This window comes from Endozoicomonas sp. G2_2, assembly GCF_017744135.1.
Lineage (GTDB): Bacteria > Pseudomonadota > Gammaproteobacteria > Nevskiales > Salinisphaeraceae > Salinisphaera.
On sequence record NZ_JAGHQU010000010.1, the window covers coordinates 50,824 to 65,966 of the forward strand.

Below are 15,143 nucleotides of genomic sequence, written 5' to 3' on the forward strand. Positions count from 1 at the left end.
CTACAAAGCGCACCGGGGTGCGTCAATTCGCCGAGCGCTCGGCGCGCGCGGCCAGCTTCTTGCGCCGGCGATGGGCGAAGAACGCGATGATGGCGCTGGCAACGAGCAGACCGCCGGAGATGAGCAACTGCTTGGTGTCGATGAGTTGCTCGGGCGAGAACTCCTGCTGCGAGAGCAGATCCGGCAGATTCACCGTGGCGCCGAAACTCACGAACGTGATCATGGGCGGCAGCATGCCGATGATGCTGGCGAAGAAGTACGGCACCCACGGCACGCGCAACAGCCCGCAGGCGTAATTGACCAGGTCGAATGGCAGGAAGGAGGCGCGCAGCACGACCGTCGTGGGAAAGGCCTGTTCCACGAGCAGACGCCGGAAGGCGGCGATTCGCGGGTTGCGGTCCTCCGCCTGGCCGCCGTCGTCACGCCGGAAGAAGCGCGCCAGCGCATAGGCGATATTGGCCGACAGATTTTCGCCGATCAGGGCGTATATCAGCCCCGGACCAAAGCCGAACAGGCTGCCGGCTGCGATGGTCAGCCACATCGCCGGGAAGAAGGTCAGCGAGCGCAGGCCGTAGATGATGATGTAGATCAGCGGCGCAATGGGGTTGTCGACCACGTAGTCGTAGACGATGCGCATGATCTCGCGGATCGACAGCCCCTGGACATAGATCCAGATCAGCGCCGCGGCCAGCAGCAGACCCCATATTGCGGCGGCGATCAGCCGCGACAGACGGCGTGTGGATGAGGCGTCGCTCATGGTTTGCCCGCACTGGCGGTGATGAGACGGAAATAGGGCGGCTGCGGTTCGCGGGCCCGCTCGGCGCAATCGATCACCTCGAGCCCGGCCTGCGCGAGCCATCCCCGCAGTTCGTCGACCTCGAAGCCGAGATTGACGTGATCGTAGGCGGCAACGGTCGACTCGTGCTCGTGCCGGCCGATGGTCGCCAGGGTCAGGCGGCCGTCAGGGCGCAGCACGCGCGCGGCTTCGCGCAGGGCGGTCAACGGCGTGTCGCTGTAGCTGAGGGCGTGCAGCAGGAATACCTGATCGAAGCTCGCGTTCTCGAAGGGCAGCGCGTGCATGTCGCCGATCTCGAATACGACATTGTGTTCGTCGGCCAGCCGGCGTGTGGCCGCCTCGATCACGGCCGCGCTGCGATCGAGACAGGTCACACGCCGCGCTCGGCGGCAGAGCAGTTCAGCGAGTACGCCGTCGCCCGAGGCGATATCGAGCACGTCGCCGAGATCGAGCAGCTCGATCAGGGCCCGGCTCATGGCTTCCCAGGTGCGGCCCGGCGAATACTGGCGTTCCATGCTGCCGGCAACCGATTCCACCCAGCTGCTGCGCGCGGCGCGCTGGCGAACGATGGCCGCGGCATGTTCGCGGTCGCGATGGACGACGGCATCGTCGAGTGTATCGAGCAGGGCGCCCCATAGCGGGCGTACGTCGTGATGCCAGCGTTTGACGTCGACGCTGTAAAAACGCGCGTTCGCGACCGCCCGATCCTGTACCAGCTCGGCCTCGCGCAGCCGCCCGAGATGACTGGACACCCGACTCTGCGTGAGCTGCGTGACGGTGGTGAGTTCAGCCACCGTCATCGGCTGATCGATAAGCAGGAGCAGCAGGCGCAGGCGCGTGGGCTCGGCCAGCAGGCGCAGAAGCTGTGTGCTGTCAGCAAGATCGAGCATGCAGGTGAACCGGAATCAAGGAAGGAATAACCGTCGAGCGCAGCGTAGCCTACCCGATCTGGGCGGTGGAGATACGCTAGCGGGCACCAACGCGCCTGTCGGCCATACTCTCGTTCGCGGGTTTCGACGTGCGCGTGGCTTGGATCGCGGGTACGGTGCCATCTCACGCTCGGGCGATGGCGCGTCTGGCAGACCGCAACGTTGCGCTGGCCGGGCGTGAAGGCCGGCGTTGGGCGAGTCGCGGCGCGGTCTGTCGCTCGGCCCATGAAAAAGGCCGCCCCAACGGAGCGGCCTGTCCAACGTTGGTGTACCCGCCTCAGGTGTTCGTCGAGTTGCTGCCGCTCGTGCCGTCGCTGCCGCCGGACGTGTTCGAGCTGCCGCTGGCCGGGCTGCTGCCGGAACTCGAACCGGTGTTCGACGTGCTGCTGGGGCTCTTGCGCGTACTCGGACTTTTACGCGTGCTCGTGCTGCGTTTGCGCGTGGTCGAGGCCTTGCGGGTGCCGCTTTTTGCGGTGCCGCCCGTACTGCTGGACTTGCTCGTGCTGCGCTTGCGGGTCGTCGACCCCGTGCTGGCAGACGCGCTGCGCTTTGCGGTACCGCTCTTCGTGGAGCCGCCGCTCTTGGTGGCGGTACTGGTGCCTTTGCGGGCGGTGCTCTTGCGGGTCGTCGTCGACTTGCCCGTTGCCTTGGTCGCTGCGGTTTCCGCCGCGGCCTGACCGGCGGATGCGGCCGCACTCGCTTCGCTCTTCGCCTTGGACTTGGCCGCGCTGGCGTTCTGGTTGACCTTGCGCTTGGCCTGGGTCTTGCGCGTCTTGGTCGTCTTTTTGGCCTGCGTCTTCACCGTCTTCGCTTCGGCCTTGGTCTGGACCGCGGCATCCTTGGCCACTGCTTCGCTGCCCTCGAGATTCCGGCGGATCTCTTCATTGATGCGGCTGCGGGTGCTGTCGAGGATCGCCATGCTCTCGCGCGCGTTCGACATGATGCGGTCGATGGTGTCCTGGATCAGCTGCAGCTGAGCCACGGCCAGTTCTCGCGGTGCGCCGCCCTTGCGCAATGTCTTGAGGCTGGAGATCGCCTGCTCGTAATGCGTCTTGATGGCGGCGAGCTCGTGCTCGGCGAGCTGCTCGATGCCGTCGTACACGGCCCGGTTGGCGGATGTGAATGCGCCGGTGTAGTTCTTGCGCAGCTTTTCGACGTCCTTGCGCAGTTTCGTAATGCGATTGTCGGATTTCGCCATGACCTGAAGTCTGCCTTGCCGGAGATGGAAAAATGTAGATAAGCACGCGTCGCCTGGCCTGTCAAAACGGCATACGACGCCATCAGAACGTCATGAAACGCCGGTATGGGAGGCGGCAGGGCGCGCGCGGTCATCGATTGTGGCGATCGGGACAGTACGCTACCGTATCGGCCCGAGTTCAAGGGCGTAGCCGCCAATGCGACTATGCGAACGTTCATCATCAATGGAGTCAGCATCCATGCTTTATGAGGGATCAAAACTGTCGGTCGAAGTCACCGACGGGATCGCCGTGCTGTGTTTCGATGCACGCGAAGCGTCGGTCAACAAGTTCGACCAGGCCACCATCGACGATCTCAACCAGGCCGCGCAGGCGCTGGCCCATGCCGATGACGTCAAGGGCCTGCTGGTGAAATCGGCCAAGCCGGCATTCATCGTCGGCGCCGACATCATGGAGTTCGGCGAGCGCTTCAAGGCCTCCGAAGACGAGATGCGTGAGTGGATGGCGGACGCCAACCGCATGTTCTCGACCATCGAGGACCTGAATTTCCCGAGCGTGACCGCGATCAACGGCATGGCGCTCGGCGGCGGCCTGGAAATGTGTCTGTCTACCGACTATCGCGTGATGGGCGAGAAGGCGCAGATCGGCTTTCCGGAAACCAAGCTCGGTATCTATCCCGGCTTCGGCGGCACGGTACGCACGCCGCGCCTGATAGGTGCCGACAACGCCATCGAATGGATTGCGGACGGCAACCCGCGGCGCGCCGACAAGGCGTTCAAGGCCGGCATGGTCGACGCGGTTGTCGCCGAGGACGAACTCGAAGCCGCTGCCCGCGATCTGCTGAAACGCGCCATCGCCGGTGAGTTCGACTGGCAGGCCCGCAAGGCCGAGAAGAAGGCGCCGCTCAAGCTCAACAAGACCGAAGCGGCGATGACCTTCCAGACGTCCAAGGGTTTCGTGCTCGGTCAGACCAAGGGCATGTATCCCGCGCCGATCGAGGCGATCGATCGCATGGCCAAGGCAGCCGGCATGGACCGCGATGCGGCCATCAAGGAAGAAACCGAAGGCTTCATCAAGCTGGCCAAGACCACCGAGGCCGCGGCCCTGATCCAGCTGTTCCTCAACGATCAGCTGATCAAGAAGAAGGGCAAGAAGTACGGCAAGATCGCACATACCATCGAGCAGGCGGCGGTGCTCGGCGCCGGCATCATGGGTGGTGGTATCGCCTACCAGTCCGCCTACAAGGGCGTGCCGATCCTGATGAAGGACATCAAGGAAGAGGCCATCGACCAGGGTCTGGAGGAGGCCGCCAAGCATTTCTCCAAGGGCGTCGAGCGCGGCAAGATGGATACCGCGAAGATGGCCGAAGGGATGTCGCGCATTCGTCCCACGCTCACCTACGGCGATTTCGGCAACGTCGACGCGGTGATCGAAGCTGTCGTCGAGAACCCCAAGATCAAGAAATCGGTTCTGGCCGAGACGGAAGAAAAAGTCTCGGATAAAACGATAGTTGCGTCGAATACTTCGAGTATTTCCATCGACTCGCTGGCCGCTGACCTGAAGCGCCCCGAGAACTTTCTCGGTATGCACTTTTTCAACCCCGTGCACAAGATGCCGCTGGTCGAGGTCATCAAGGGCGAGAAGAGCTCGGAAGAGGCCATCGCCACGATCGTCGACTATGCCCATCGGCTCGGCAAGACGCCGATCGTGGTCAACGACTGCCCCGGTTTTCTGGTCAACCGGATCCTGTTCCCGTATTTCTTCGGCTTCCAGCAGCTGATTACCGACGGCGCGGACTTCGCCAAGATCGACAAGGTGATGGAGAAGTTCGGCTGGCCGATGGGCCCAGCCTATCTATCGGACGTGGTCGGTATGGACACCTCGCAGCACGTCGAGGAAGTGCTCGCCGAAGGCTATCCGGACCGCATGGCGCAGGACGGCACCTCGTCGCTGGACGTGATGGTGGAGAACGGCCGCCTCGGTCAGAAAAGTGGCTCGGGCTACTACAAGTACGAGAAGGACAAGAAGGGCCGCCCGAAGAAGACTCAAGACGACAAGGCCTACGAGCTGGTCGCCTCCGTCCAGAAGGACGGCCAGAAAGACATCGAGGCGGACGAGATCATCGACCGCATGATGATCCCGATGATTATCGAGGCCGCCCGCGCGCTCGAGGAAGGCATTGCCGAAACCCCGAACGAGGTGGATATGGGCCTGATCATGGGGCTCGGCTTTCCGCCGTTCCGTGGCGGCGCGCTCAAGTACGCCGACGCGCAGGGCCTGGCCACGGTCTGCGACAAGGCCGACCAGTACAGCCACCTCGGCAAGCTCTACGAGCCTACCGAGCGCATGCGTGAAATGGCGGCCAACGGCGAAACTTACTACGGCCAGTAGGGCGCGCGCCTCACGGATTGCTTAAGAACATCATGCAAGCCATTGATATGGAAAACTCGTCATGAAAGACATTGTTATCGTTGACGCGGTACGCACCGCGATGGGCCGCTCCAAGGGCGGCATGTTCCGTAACACCCGTGCCGAAGAGCTGTCCGCGGCGCTGATGAAGGCGCTGCTGGAACGCAATTCGGCGATCAACCCGGAAAACGTCGAGGACGTGATCTGGGGCTGCGTACAGCAGACCAAGGAACAGGGCCTCAACATCGGCCGCAACGCTGCGCTGCTCGCCGGCCTGCCGCACGCGGTCGCGGGCCAGACCGTGAACCGGCTCTGCGGTTCGTCCATGCAGTCGATCCATACCGCGGTCGGCCAAATCGCGGCCGGTATTGACGGCATCTTCATCTGTGGCGGCGTCGAGCACATGGGCCACGTGCCCATGGACTACAACGTCGATATCGCACCGCAGCTGTCCAAGTACGTGGCCAAGCCGGCCGCAATGATGGGCCTGACGGCCGAAATGCTGGCCAACATCCACGGCATCCAGCGCGAGGCGCAGGATACGTTCGCCCTGAACTCGCATAAGCGTGCCCACAAGGCCAATGTCGGCGGCGATTTCGACAGCGAGATCGTGCCGGTCAAGGCCTATGACGCCGACGGCCATATGTTCATGGCCAGGCAGGACGAAGTCGTGCGTGCCGATGCGAGCATGGAAGGGCTCGGCTCGCTGCGCCCGGCGTTCAATCCGCGGGGTGGCACCGTCACCGCCGGCAACTCGTCCGCCATTTCCGACGGCGCGGCCGCGGTGCTGGTGATGTCGGCCGACAAGGCGCAGGAGCTCGGCCTGAAGCCGATGGCGCGGATTCGCGGCATGGCCGTGGCGGGCTGCGATCCGTCGGTCATGGGGCGCGGGCCGGTGCCGGCGAGCAAGAAAGCACTCGAACGGGCGGGCGTAAGTCTCTCGGACATCGACTATTTCGAGCTCAATGAAGCCTTCGCCGCACAAAGCCTGGCCGTGCTCAAGGAGCTGGGTATCGAGGATCGCCAGGACGTGATCAACGTTCGCGGCGGCGCCATCGCACTCGGCCACCCGCTGGGTACGTCGGGCGCCCGTATTACCGGTGCGCTGGCGCATATCCTCGAAGACAAGGACGCCACCATGGGCCTGGCGACGATGTGTATCGGCATGGGCCAGGGCATCGCGACCGTCATCGAACGGGTGCGCTAGACGCGCTCCATACCGAGGCGTTCTGAGAGCCGGTGCGCGCACCGGCTCTTTTTTGGGGCGGTGGTGGAAGCACACGTCGGTGTTTGCGGTCGCGCGGCCCGTGCATGAGCGGCCTGACAGGCACGAGCCGCGGCGGTAAGATCGCGTCATGCACAGATTCGTGATCCGCCCGCTCGTTATCGCCCTGATTTCATCGGCCTGCGCGGCGACGCCCGCGCTGGCACAGCCTAACGAGGCGCGGCCCGCGGTCGACCCGCCCGCACATGCAAAGCCGGTGAGCAGCGACCGACAGGATTTCGCCACCTACCCGTTGATCACCGATCGTATCGCGCAGCGCGGTGGCATCAACGGCAATATTTCGGCCACGCGCACGGTCGAAGGCGCGCTTTCCCGGGTCACCTACGAACTGGCCGACAACGCCGATCTCGACGAGATCGCCGCCGGCTATGCCCAACGCCTGGGCACCGCTGGTTTCGACATCCTCTATGAATGCGAAGGCGGGGATTGCGGGCCGACATTCCTGCGCGCCTCGCCGGGTTACCGTGTGGCCGCCGAGCGATTTCGTTCGGCGACCGATGGGCAGCGCTACCTCGCGGCGCGCAAGGCCGACAGCAGCGGCGATGTGTATGTCGGAATCCAGATCGCGACGACCAACGTGGGCGTATCCGCGCAGGTAGACACGCTGCGGGTGAAACCCCGCGAGATCGGGGCCATCTCCGTGAATGCGGCACAGATGGCCAACGATCTGGATACCAAGGGGCGGGTCGCGCTATACGGCATCTTCTTCAATACCGACAGCGCCGAGGTGAAGCCCGAGTCGCGACCCACGCTGTCCGAAATCGCCAAGCTCATGGCCGAGCGTCCGACCCTGCGCCTGCTCGTGGTCGGCCATACCGACAGCCGCGGCACTTTCGACTACAACATCGATCTGTCGCAGCGGCGTGCCGGGGCGGTTGTCGACACACTAGCCACGCGCTACGGCGTCGAACGCGAGCGTCTCAAGCCCTGGGGCGTCGGCTATGCGGTTCCGCGCGCGAGCAACAACAGCGATGTGGGCAAATCGCAGAACCGCCGGGTCGAGCTGGTCGTCTGGTAGCGGCGGGGCGGGCGCTGCTCAGCGCAACGAGAACACGATCGGCACAACGAGTTCGAGCCGGTTCCGGCGCATCGATGACGGCATGCGCGGCAGCGGCTCGGCGCGCGCGAGCATCTGCTGCGCGGCGCGATCCAGCAGTTCGGAACCCGAACTCCGGGTGATGCGCCGGGTGACGATACGGCCGGACTGGTCGACGACGATATACATCCGCACCGTGCCCTCGGTTTCCGTCTGGCGGGCGGCCTGCGGATATTCCTTGTGGCGTGAGAGCCAGGCGCGCAGCCGCACGATGTAGTCGTCGGTGGACTCGTCGCTGTTGCCATAAGCGCCGTTGGCATCGCTTTCGACTTCGCGGGTTTCGGTTTCCGCGATCTCCGGCGCCTGCGCGGTGACCTGCTCGGTGGGATTCACCGTTTCGGTCATGCTGATCGGCGCGACCGCGACCGCGTCGACCGGTTCTGCCGTTGGCGCTACGGCCGGCGCGGCTTCGATGGTTTCGGCGGCTGCGCTGGACGGCGCGGGCTGGGTCTGGGATGCCGTGCTTTCGGCCGGTGTCGGACCGATATTGGCTACGGCTTCCGGCGCATCGGGCGGTGCCGGGCCGGTGGCCTCCGGCGCGCTGGCTTCGGCCGCCGGGGGCGCGGTCGCCGACGCCACTTCAGGCGCGGGCGCATCGACCGGCGCCTCGGCCGCCACCGCTTCCGGCGGCGGGCCCGGGTCGAGCCGGTCGAGCGAGACCATGACGCCTTCGGGCGTGTCCACCGGCTCGTGCTCGGTCAGGCCACCGATCAGGAACACGAGCAGCAGCAGGCCGTGCGCGAGCGCGGCCACACAGATCGCGAACAGCCATTGAACACGGGTGATATGCATCGCCGTGACCTGGCCTATTCGGGGGCGATGGTGATCAGACGCAGCTTTTCCCCGCCCGCGTCGCGTAGCGCCTGCATCACGGCGACCACGCGCGTGGCATCGCCCGCGCCGTCGGCCTTGAGGCGCAGCGCGAGGGCTGGGTTGGCCTCGATCTGCTCGCCGACGCGTTCCTCGAGCGCATCGAGATCCACGGCCTGGCCGTCGATCGCGATATCGCCGCCGGCCGACAGCTGAATCTCGAGCCCGTCACGCCGCGCCTGGGCCTCGCTGGTCGATACCGGCGGCTGGATATCGAACGCTTCCGGCGATGCAAGACGCCCGGCGAGCATGAAGAAGATCAGCAGGAGGAAGACCACGTTGGTCAACGGCAGGATCGACTCGTCGCCGTTGCCGCGTGGACGTTGTCTGCGTGAAAACTGCATGCGGGCTGCCTCAGCGACGTGCGCCCGCGCGGGCCATTTCCATCAGCGACAGGCGTTGCACGCCGGCGGCCGAGAGCGCATCGAGTATGCGCACCGCATCCTGCAGTTTGACCTGTTCCGCCGGGCGGACCAGCACGCGCCGGTCCGGTGCGTCGGCAAGCGCGATGCGTACGCGCTGTACCAGTTCGTCCATGCCCACGTAGCGGCCTGCAAAGCGAATGCCGTCGAGACGTACATCCACGAGCAGAGCCCCTTCGACCGACGGGGCGCCGCTGCCTTCGGCCGGTGCGTCGAGCACGATCGAGTGCAGATCGAGAAAGCTCGACGCGAGCATGAAGAACAGCAACAGAATGAAGACGACGTCGATCAGCGGCGTGAGGCTGATCAGCGAACGTCGCCGTCCGGTTCGCGCGCTGTCGCTAAACGAACGGGGTGTCGTGGCCGTGTTCGTCGTCATCGTCGCTCAGCGATACGTTGGACGTGCGGGCGAGATCGACCGTGAATACGCGGGTGACCACGCTGTCCATCTCGTGGGCGCAGCGATCGATGGCCCGCTCCAGCCAGTTCAGGGCAACGATCACCGGCATCGCGACCGCCAGCCCGATGGCGGTGGTGAGCAGCGCCTGCCAGATGCCGCCGGACAGCACCGCCGGGTCCACCTGGCTGCCGGCCTGTTCGAGATCGCGAAAGGCCTCGATCATGCCGAGCACGGTGCCCAGCAGGCCGAGCAGCGGCGCGAGCGAGGCGATCACTTCGAGCGGGCGCAGATGGCTGCGCAGCGATTCGAGCATGTCGCCGCCGTATTGCATGATCTCCTCACGCAGTACGGGCTCGGGCACGTCCGGCCGATCGCGCAGCTGAATGGCGCGCGCGAGGGTACGCGCGGCCGGGTTCGGCGAGCGCCGGGCACTCGCGGCAGCCGCAGTCGCGTTGCCGCTGCGATAGATCTTGAGCGCGGCGCGGGCCGTGCGGCGGTCGTTGATGCGCACACGGCGAAACTGCAGCAGCTTGGCCAGCACGATCGTGATCGCGACCAGCGACATGAGCAGCAGCAGCATCACCACCGGACCGCCGAGCGTGAGCATGTCGCGGGCGCCGTTCATGGCCTGCATAAACTGGTTCACGCCGATACTCCTCGCATTCTCGAACTCCGGCCGGTCTGGATGGGCAGGGCTGCTTGCATGTTCCGGCTACTTGATGAAGGGCACGTTCCCGCGCTGGGAAACCGACAGCAACGACAGGCAGTCGTCGCGGGCGCCGCTGTCGTCACGGCATTCGATGACGTCATTGAGCAGCAGCTGGCCGATATCCTGGCAGGCGAGGTTCTTGATATCGAAGACCTTGATGCTGGTCTTGTTCTTCGGCATCGGCCCGATCTGCACGGCCAGCCGGCGGGCCACGATGCCGTCGTTGTCGAACATCACCACATCGAGCTGCACCGCGTCGAAGCGCGCATCGGTCAGATTCTGGGTGACGAGATAGGCGCGGCAGGCGCCATCCACCGGCTCGAGCTTGTTGAGCTCGACCTCGATGCCGCCGGCCTGGGCGAAGGCGCTGGAACTCGCGATCAGGGCGATGGCAGCAATCAGTGCACGTATGAGCATGGCGGTATCCCGAAAATGATGATCGGCCACGAGCAGCGCCGGTCACGCGAAGCCTGCGCGCCGGGCGGCGGCGCCGCTGCGTGTCCGAAGTCCCGCAGCGGCCACCGGCATGTGTGGCTTGTTGTTTTTTAAATCATTGCCAGTATTGCTGTCAGTCCACGCTGGCGCAACCATGAACCCACGATATCGACAGCTGCCCGGCACGTCTGCAGACTGCTGGCTGTTGCATTGATCAGGAGCGACTCTTGACCGTTTTCTCGCAGATGGCGGCCGCGGGCCACGAACAGGTATGTCATGTCGCGGATGCCGATACCGGACTTCGCGCCATCGTGGCCGTGCATTCCACCGCACTGGGCCCGGGTCTGGGCGGTGTGCGCATACGTGAATATGCCGATGAGCAGGCCGCGCTCGTCGACGTGCTGCGCCTGTCGGAAGCCATGAGTTACAAGGCCGCCTGTGCGGGGCTGCGCTGCGGCGGGGCGAAGGCCGTGGTGCTCGGCCCGTTCCCGCGCGACCGCGAAGCGGCCATGCACGCGCTGGGCCGCGCGGTCGACGGCTTGTCGGGCCGCTACGTGGCGACCGAAGACATGGGCATGACCGAAGCCGACATCGCATTGCTTAACGAAGTGACGCCGCATGCCGTGGGTCGCAGCCTGGAAGCCGGCGGCTCGGGCGATCCCTCACCGCACACGGCCGATGGTGTGATCGCGGGCATGCGCGCGTCCCTGCGCGCCGCGGGCCGCGCGGTCGATTTCCAGGACCTGCGGGTCGCGGTGCAGGGCTGCGGCAATGTCGGACTCGGTGTGATCGAACGTCTCCTGGCGGCGGGCGCCACGGTGATCGCATCGGATATCAGCCAGCAGGCCCGCGAGCGCGCAGCCGGCGCAGGCGCGCAGATCGTCGACAACGATCGGATCCACGCCGAGTCGGCCGATATCTTCGCGCCCTGTGGTATCGGCGCGATCCTGAACGCGGGCAGCATTGCCGAGCTCGGCTGCGCGATCGTCGCCGGTGGGGCGAATAACCAGCTTGCCGAGGCCGAGGATGGCGAACGCCTGGCCGCGCGGGGCATCGTTTACGCGCCGGATTTCGTCATCAACGCGGGCGGGCTGATCAACGTCAGCGACGAATTGGACAGCGAAGGCTACAACGCGGAACGGGTGCGTTTTCGGGTGGCGTCCATCGAGAGCACGCTCGACGAAGTGTTCGCGCAGGCGAGCGCGCAGGGCGAAACCACCGAGCGTGTCGCCATGGCCATGGCCAAGACGCGTATTGAGGCCGGGTCGAGATAAATCGGGTAAGTCGCTGACAAAAAAGAGCCGCGCCCCGGGGCGCGGCTCCAGCTGGTCGAGGCGGCGGCTGTGTTCAGGCAGCGTTGTCCCAGTCGGGGGCGAACGATGGGTTGATGATGCGCCCATCGCTGGCATGCAGCGCCGAGATCTCGCGCATTTCCTCTTCGGTCAGCTCGAAATCGAAGATCTCGAAGTTGTTGGCGACATGCGCCTTGTTCGAGGAGCGCGGGATGGCGATTACGTCATCGTGCTGGATCAGCCAGCGCAGCGCGACCTGGCCGCCGTTCTTGCCGTGGGCCTTGCCGATTCGCTCCAGCGTCGGCTCCTTGAACACGCGACCCTGGGCGAGCGGGCAGTAGGCAGTCAGTGCCATGTCGTGTTCGGCCAGCTTGTCGAGTACCGGTTGCTGGCTGATATAGGGGTGATATTCAACCTGATTGGTCGCCAGCGGCGCGCCGGTTTGCGCCGCGGCCTCGTCGATCAGGCGGGTGGTGAAGTTGCTGATGCCGATATTGCGGGCCAGGCCCTGTTCGCGCACGTCGTTAAGCGCGCCCAGCGTTTCCTTGAGCGAGATCTCCGGGTTGGGCCAGTGCAGCAGCAGCAGGTCAACATAGTCCGTGTCAAGTTTCTCGAGACTATCGCGGACCGAAGCCTGCAGATCACCATCGGCGAACCGGTCGGTCCAGACCTTGGTCGTCAGGAAGATGTCTTCGCGGGCCACGTCCGACTGCTTCAGGCCACGCCCGACCGCTTCCTCGTTCTTGTATATCTGGGCGGTGTCGATATGCCGATAACCCACCTCGAGCGCATGGGCGACCATCGATTCCGCCTCGGCGGGCTCCAGCTCAAACGTGCCGAAGCCGAGTGCCGGTATCTTTGCGCCATTCGCATTGATGTGTTGCATCGATAACTCCTGTTCGTGCGTTCCCACTTAGGTAAGGTTTGTTACTCATGCATTCAATCGAGATCGCCGGTATGCACAACACCTTGTCCCATCGGGCAAAAGCGTGACGGGACGCCTCGCACGCGCCTTCAAGCTCGAAGCCGGCGAGTTTGTTCCTGTCGCCTGGTCGTTCGGCTATTTCTTCTGTCTGCTGTGCGGCTATTACATCCTGCGCCCGCTGCGCGACGAGATGGGCATCCAGGGCGGGGTGGATGCGCTGGCCTGGGTTTTCTCGGCCACTTTCGTTGTCATGCTCGCGGTCGTGCCCCTGTTCGGCTGGGCGGTGGCGCGGTTCTCGCGCCGCGGCGTCGTGATCGCGAGTTACGGCTTCTTCGTCGTCAATCTGCTGCTGTTCTTCGTGCTGCTGCGCGCCGAGATCGCGCCGGCATGGACCGCACGCGCGTTCTTCGTGTGGGTGAGCGTATTCAACCTGTTCGTCATCTCGCTGTTCTGGAGCGTGATGAACGACGTGTTCGACAAGCACCAGGCCCTGCGCCTGTTCGGGCTGATCGCCGCCGGCGGCAGCCTGGGGGCGATCGCGGGGCCGGGCCTGACCACGCTGCTGGTGGAACGCCTGGGCCCGATCAACCTGCTGCCGTTATCGGCGGGGCTGATGATCGCTGCCGTGGTCTGCGCGCTGCAGGTCATGCAGCGGGCCGGGGCCGCGTCCGGCGCGCCCCCGACGGCGAGGGTACGCAGCGAAAGCGTCTGGGCCGGGGCGACCCATGTGGCGCGTTCGCCGTATCTGCTCGGTATCTGCGTGTTCATCGTTTTCTATTCGGCGTTGTCGACCTTCCTCTATTTCGAGCAGGCGCGCATCGTCGAAGGCGCGTTCGAGAGCAGCGCCCAGCGCACGCAGGTGTTCGCGGTCATGGATCTGGCCACGAACACGCTTACGCTCGCGCTGCAGTTCTTCGCCACCGCGCGCCTGGTGACCTGGCTCGGCCTGCCGGTGGCGCTCGCCATGATTCCGGTCGCCGTTGGCGCCGGCTTCGGCGCGCTCGGGCTGGCGCCGACGCTTGCGGTGCTCGTGGTGTTTCAGGTCGTGCGCCGGGCCGGCAATTACGCGATCACCAAGCCCGCGCGCGAGATGTTGTTCTCGGTCGTCAGCGCCGAGGACAAGTACAAGGCGAAGAATTTCATCGATACCGTGGTCTATCGTGGTGGCGACGCCGCCAGCGGCTGGCTTTTCACCGGGCTCTCGGCGATCGGCCTGGGCCTGTCGGCGCTGGCGTTCGCGGCCGTGCCACTGGCCGCGATCTGGGCCGGCGTCGGTATCGCGCTCGGCCGCGCGCGGCGCGACTTGGCTCGACAGGACGAAGACCGCGCGTTCACAACGCCCAACCAGAGAGGACGTCAGACATGAACCGATCCGACTCGATACTCGACAAGCCGTTGACCCGCCGCCGTGTGCTCGGCACCGGCGTGGCCGGCGCGGGGCTGGCGATGCTGCCCTGGCAGACCGCGCTCGCGGCGAAGATGGACCCCCAAGCCGCCGACAAGGCCATGATCAAGCGCGCGATCCCGGTCAGCGGGGAGAAGGTGCCGGCGATGGGCATGGGCTCGTCCGGCTCCTACGAGCGCCTGTCGTCGAGCAGTGCCGAGGAGCTACGCACGGTGATGAAGGAATTCGTCGCCATGGGCGGCACGCTGGTCGATACCTCGCCGTCCTACGGCAACGCCGAGACCAATATCGGCAATATCGCGCGCGAGACCGGCGTGCGCGAGCAGTTGTTCATGGCCACGAAGGTGCGCAAGACCAGCCGCGAGGCCACGCTCGATCAGTTCCGTGCTTCGATCGATGCGCTCGGCGAGCCGATCGACCTGCTCCAGATTCACAACTTCATCGGTCTGGACAACCAGTGGGCCACGCTCAGGCAGCTCAAGGAAGAAGGGCGGGTGCGCTATATCGGCATCACCCATTACCTGACCAGCGCCTTCGATGAGCTCGAACATCAGATGGCGACCAAGGAACTGGATTTCGTGCAGTTCAACTACTCGATCATGACGCCCGATGCCGAGGAGCGCTTGTTGCCGATGGCGGCCGATCACGGCATCGCGGTGCTCGTGAACCGCGCTTTCAACGACGGCCGCATCTTCAGCGAAACCAAGGGCCAGGCGCTGCCGGAATACGCCAAGGAATTCGATTGCTTTTCCTGGGCGCAGTTTGCGCTGAAATATGTGCTCGCCAACGAGACCGTCACGTCGGTGATTCCTGCCACCAGCGATCCGGAACATCTGCGCGACAACATGCACGCCGGCTACGGCAAACTGCCGGATGCCGGCCAGCGCAAGCGCATGCGCGAGACGATTGCCGCGTTGTAGGTCCCGGCCTAATAAAAAGCCCGCGCCCGGCGGTTGCCGGGCGCGGGCGTGAGG

General features: G+C 65.0%; 15 protein-coding genes. 6 read left to right on the plus strand and 9 right to left on the minus strand.

The window, feature by feature from the left end; all coding sequences use genetic code 11:
* Positions 1–22: 22 nt before the first annotated feature.
* The 3 genes from J7355_RS12840 to J7355_RS12850 all read right to left on the minus strand — a co-directional run bounded on the left by J7355_RS12840 (position 23) and on the right by J7355_RS12850 (position 2,923).
* Positions 23–757 (minus strand): VTT domain-containing protein, encoded by a 735-nt coding sequence (locus J7355_RS12840; protein ID WP_209063316.1) that lies wholly within the window; start codon positions 755–757, stop codon positions 23–25.
* On the minus strand, positions 754–1,686 hold the full coding sequence (locus J7355_RS12845; RefSeq protein WP_209063317.1) for an ArsR family transcriptional regulator: 933 nt from the start codon (positions 1,684–1,686) through the stop codon (positions 754–756). The genes J7355_RS12840 and J7355_RS12845 overlap by 4 nt, the downstream gene beginning before the upstream one ends.
* A 316-nt stretch (positions 1,687–2,002) precedes the next feature.
* Positions 2,003–2,923 (minus strand): phasin family protein, encoded by a 921-nt coding sequence (locus tag J7355_RS12850; protein WP_209063319.1) that lies wholly within the window; start codon positions 2,921–2,923, stop codon positions 2,003–2,005.
* A 223-nt stretch (positions 2,924–3,146) separates the two neighbouring features.
* Between J7355_RS12850 and fadB the strand changes: the two genes are divergently transcribed.
* From fadB to J7355_RS12865, 3 genes are all read left to right on the plus strand, one after another.
* Positions 3,147–5,312 carry a fatty acid oxidation complex subunit alpha FadB gene (gene fadB / locus J7355_RS12855; protein WP_348523037.1) on the plus strand — a complete coding sequence of 722 codons (2,166 nt, stop codon included), beginning with the start codon at positions 3,147–3,149 and terminating at the stop codon, positions 5,310–5,312.
* Between the two features lie 61 nt (positions 5,313–5,373).
* A complete protein-coding gene (gene fadA / locus J7355_RS12860) occupies positions 5,374–6,537 on the plus strand; it encodes an acetyl-CoA C-acyltransferase FadA (RefSeq protein WP_209063321.1) in 1,164 nt (387 codons plus the stop codon).
* Between the two features lie 148 nt (positions 6,538–6,685).
* Positions 6,686–7,633, plus strand: coding sequence for an OmpA family protein (locus J7355_RS12865; RefSeq protein WP_209063323.1), 948 nt, complete (start codon positions 6,686–6,688; stop codon positions 7,631–7,633).
* Between the two features lie 18 nt (positions 7,634–7,651).
* On the opposite strand, the gene J7355_RS12870 is transcribed toward J7355_RS12865, so the two are convergent.
* From J7355_RS12870 to J7355_RS12890, 5 genes are all read right to left on the minus strand, one after another.
* Positions 7,652–8,503 carry an energy transducer TonB gene (locus J7355_RS12870; protein WP_209063325.1) on the minus strand — a complete coding sequence of 284 codons (852 nt, stop codon included), beginning with the start codon at positions 8,501–8,503 and terminating at the stop codon, positions 7,652–7,654.
* 14 nt (positions 8,504–8,517) lie between these two features.
* Positions 8,518–8,925 (minus strand): biopolymer transporter ExbD, encoded by a 408-nt coding sequence (locus tag J7355_RS12875; protein ID WP_209063327.1) that lies wholly within the window; start codon positions 8,923–8,925, stop codon positions 8,518–8,520.
* Positions 8,926–8,935: 10 nt separating this feature from the next.
* A complete protein-coding gene (locus tag J7355_RS12880) occupies positions 8,936–9,382 on the minus strand; it encodes a biopolymer transporter ExbD (protein WP_209063329.1) in 447 nt (148 codons plus the stop codon).
* Positions 9,345–10,049, minus strand: a complete 705-nt coding sequence (locus tag J7355_RS12885; protein ID WP_293620495.1) for a MotA/TolQ/ExbB proton channel family protein — start codon at positions 10,047–10,049, stop codon at positions 9,345–9,347. The genes J7355_RS12880 and J7355_RS12885 overlap by 38 nt, the downstream gene beginning before the upstream one ends.
* Positions 10,050–10,115: 66 nt before the next feature.
* Positions 10,116–10,529: a hypothetical protein gene (locus tag J7355_RS12890; RefSeq protein ID WP_209063331.1), complete on the minus strand. Its 414-nt coding sequence runs from the start codon at positions 10,527–10,529 to the stop codon at positions 10,116–10,118.
* Between the two features lie 245 nt (positions 10,530–10,774).
* Between J7355_RS12890 and J7355_RS12895 the strand changes: the two genes are divergently transcribed.
* The gene (locus J7355_RS12895) at positions 10,775–11,821 is read left to right on the plus strand and encodes a Glu/Leu/Phe/Val dehydrogenase (RefSeq protein ID WP_209063333.1); all 1,047 of its coding nucleotides are present in this window, start codon (positions 10,775–10,777) and stop codon (positions 11,819–11,821) included.
* A 73-nt stretch (positions 11,822–11,894) separates the two neighbouring features.
* Here the strand turns inward: J7355_RS12895 and J7355_RS12900 are convergent, their stop codons facing one another.
* A complete protein-coding gene (locus tag J7355_RS12900; protein WP_209063335.1) occupies positions 11,895–12,725 on the minus strand; it encodes an aldo/keto reductase in 831 nt (276 codons plus the stop codon).
* A gap of 103 nt (positions 12,726–12,828) precedes the next feature.
* Between J7355_RS12900 and J7355_RS12905 the strand changes: the two genes are divergently transcribed.
* Positions 12,829–14,130, plus strand: a complete 1,302-nt coding sequence (locus J7355_RS12905) for an MFS transporter (RefSeq protein ID WP_209063337.1) — start codon at positions 12,829–12,831, stop codon at positions 14,128–14,130.
* On the plus strand, positions 14,127–15,089 hold the full coding sequence (locus J7355_RS12910; RefSeq protein ID WP_209063339.1) for an aldo/keto reductase: 963 nt from the start codon (positions 14,127–14,129) through the stop codon (positions 15,087–15,089). The genes J7355_RS12905 and J7355_RS12910 overlap by 4 nt, the downstream gene beginning before the upstream one ends.
* Positions 15,090–15,143: the final 54 nt, after the last annotated feature.

Bases quoted from the DNA above. Each gene is read 5' to 3' on its own strand.
- J7355_RS12865 (WP_209063323.1), top strand. From the start codon at position 6,686: ATGCACAGATTCGTGATCCGCCCGCTCGTTATCGCCCTGATTTCATCG.
- J7355_RS12870 (WP_209063325.1), bottom strand. From the start codon at position 8,503: ATGCATATCACCCGTGTTCAATGGCTGTTCGCGATCTGTGTGGCCGCG.
- fadA (WP_209063321.1), top strand. From the start codon at position 5,374: ATGAAAGACATTGTTATCGTTGACGCGGTACGCACCGCGATGGGCCGC.
- J7355_RS12850 (WP_209063319.1), bottom strand. From the start codon at position 2,923: ATGGCGAAATCCGACAATCGCATTACGAAACTGCGCAAGGACGTCGAA.
- J7355_RS12900 (WP_209063335.1), bottom strand. From the start codon at position 12,725: ATGCAACACATCAATGCGAATGGCGCAAAGATACCGGCACTCGGCTTC.
- J7355_RS12840 (WP_209063316.1), bottom strand. From the start codon at position 757: ATGAGCGACGCCTCATCCACACGCCGTCTGTCGCGGCTGATCGCCGCC.
- J7355_RS12880 (WP_209063329.1), bottom strand. From the start codon at position 9,382: ATGACGACGAACACGGCCACGACACCCCGTTCGTTTAGCGACAGCGCG.
- J7355_RS12875 (WP_209063327.1), bottom strand. From the start codon at position 8,925: ATGCAGTTTTCACGCAGACAACGTCCACGCGGCAACGGCGACGAGTCG.
- J7355_RS12910 (WP_209063339.1), top strand. From the start codon at position 14,127: ATGAACCGATCCGACTCGATACTCGACAAGCCGTTGACCCGCCGCCGT.
- fadB (WP_348523037.1), top strand. From the start codon at position 3,147: ATGGAGTCAGCATCCATGCTTTATGAGGGATCAAAACTGTCGGTCGAA.
- J7355_RS12845 (WP_209063317.1), bottom strand. From the start codon at position 1,686: ATGCTCGATCTTGCTGACAGCACACAGCTTCTGCGCCTGCTGGCCGAG.
- J7355_RS12890 (WP_209063331.1), bottom strand. From the start codon at position 10,529: ATGCTCATACGTGCACTGATTGCTGCCATCGCCCTGATCGCGAGTTCC.